Annotated in this window: 1 protein-coding gene and 2 pseudogenes; all 3 read left to right on the top strand. The window is 36.5% G+C overall.

From position 1 onward, the window contains the following. A pseudogene (locus tag A9G41_RS14240) lies at window positions 1-490 on the top strand (hypothetical protein); the annotation flags it as partial. Between the two features lie 8 nt (window positions 491-498). Continuing rightward, window positions 499-1,182 carry a hypothetical protein gene (locus A9G41_RS05245; RefSeq protein WP_065583101.1) on the top strand — a complete coding sequence of 228 codons (684 nt, stop codon included), beginning with the start codon at window positions 499-501 and terminating at the stop codon, window positions 1,180-1,182. A 53-nt stretch (window positions 1,183-1,235) separates the two neighbouring features. Continuing rightward, window positions 1,236-2,230: pseudogene (locus A9G41_RS05240) on the top strand (RHS repeat protein); the annotation flags it as partial.

Here is a 2,230-nt window from a genome sequence, read left to right as displayed (position 1 = left end):
TGATCCAATAGACTTAATTGACCCGTTGGGATTAGAATGTAAATGGTTTATTGTTGGAAATAAAAGATACTTAAAATCTGCTGAACAGGATGGAACACTCGTTATTGGTGCCGGGCTAAACCCTATTGAGGGTGCTTATAATATATCTCATCCTGCTCACCCTATGGCGCCAGGTGTTTTTGCTGGCGATGCGCATAATTTGTCGAATATCGCTACCGGCTCGCAAAAGACCATTATAATGGATAATCCGTATGGCTATGCTCCCTTAAATGATGAAGTCCTCCGCGTTTTAAAGAAAGATGGTACAATAATCATTCGTGGCAGTGATGGTAAAGTAAATAAATATATGAGAAATCTGGAAATTATAGCAAAAAATAAAGGGTTGCAATTGATTAATAAACGAAAAATTTCTAGCAAGGGATATACTCAGTCGAATGGAGAGGCAATTAGAAATGAACAATTAAACGAATATATTTTCAAGAAAGAATAGGTGATTTTATGAAATATAAAATTGACATTACAAATAGTTACGAATATTTCATTGATATTGATGGCTGGAGTGGTGTAAAAAACTATTGTTCTTTACCGAAAATTGATCAAAAAAATTTAACTTGCCGAATATATCTCGAAAATGCATCCATACGTATGGATGAGAATATATGGCGAGATCAGATACTCTTGATAAATCCCAAAAGTATCATCAATATCGCTGATGACCTGCTGGTATTAGCCAGAAAAGCTACTCTCACGATAGAAAATATTCGCTGCTATGATCTTAAAGTGATCCATAAAGAACGAGACTATTATCATTCATCAGGCTTAAATTTTAATATTAAAGATCGTTACATTGTATTAGGTGGATATGACTCAGAACACTTAGATTCAAATATTTTTGGTCGAGCCATTTTTCAAGGTAAAGTTTTTTTAGAGTTGGAGGAGGATAAAATTCTTCCATTAATGATAGATGGTGATGATGGCGTGGTAGGAGGCGATAAAGGTATAATAAAAATTAATAATGAAAAAGAAACAGAATTAATTAAAAAAAGGATATCACTAAATATTAGTTATTTTAATGCTATAGAGTCACCTATGTGGGATTATAACTTTACGAGTAATTATTTTAATGATATGGATGGGTACAAGGAAGCTATTTTGGATTATCCGCCAAGCCAAAATAATTGATAGTGCTTACATTATTTAATCAATAGATTTCAGATGAAAACGTGATTGTCACCATGGCTGATGGCAGTCAAAAGTGTTACACCCATAAAGATGGTTTGTTACAGTCAGAAACCGATGCTAATGGGGCGACCAAAACCTATCAGTATAATGAAGAGGGATTGAAAACCGTTGAGATTGATGCGTTAGGGCATCAAACCCACTATGAATATACGGTTAATGCCGAGTTAAAAACCATTATTTACCCAGACAACAGTTATGAAGATTATACTTGGCAACGTGGACGAATTATTCGAATTGAAAAAAATGGGCTGATATGGCGAATACGTTATAACCATCACGACGACATTATTGAGTTGGAAACGCCCGACGGTTTACTCACTCGTCATCGTTATAATGAAGATGGACAGCGTTTATCGACCCAATACCCTGATGGTAGCGAACAACATTTTACGTGGGGAGATAACGGTGAATTACAACAGCTAGGCTTTTCCGATGGACGTCTTTTTCAATTTAGCTATGATGCTTTACTTCGGCTCACGGTCGTCAGTGATGGACAACAGGGCAAGACCTATTATACTTATGACGATTTAGGACAAATCACAAAAATCACCTACCCGAATAACACCACTCGTGAGTATCAATACAACGCTTATGGCAAAGTGACTTGGTTTAAAGATGAAGCGGGTAAAGTCACAGAATATGACTACGCTTCGCCATTACATTTAATGACCGAAAAGCGGCTGCCAGATGGCGAACGGCTGAAATTTCGTTATGATAATATCCATCTACAAATCAGTGAAATTGAAAATCAGAAAGGGGAACGTTACCGCTTCAGCTACACGCCAACGGGGCAATTGAGTGAAGAAATTGGTTTTGACGAGGTAAAAACCACTTATCATTACGATTTAAATGGCTATTTAATTGAAAAACACGAGTATGGTAACCAACATGATGAAAAACCGCTCATTACCCGCTACCAACGTGATAGCCGTGGAAAACTCATCGTAAAAGAGCTAGCTGATGGCATAAAAGAGCACTATAGTTACAA

The sequence above is a fragment of the Gilliamella sp. Nev5-1 genome, from assembly GCF_001690895.1.
Classification (GTDB): domain Bacteria; phylum Pseudomonadota; class Gammaproteobacteria; order Enterobacterales; family Orbaceae; genus Gilliamella; species Gilliamella apicola_C.
This window is presented reverse-complemented; position numbering and strand designations above follow the sequence as displayed.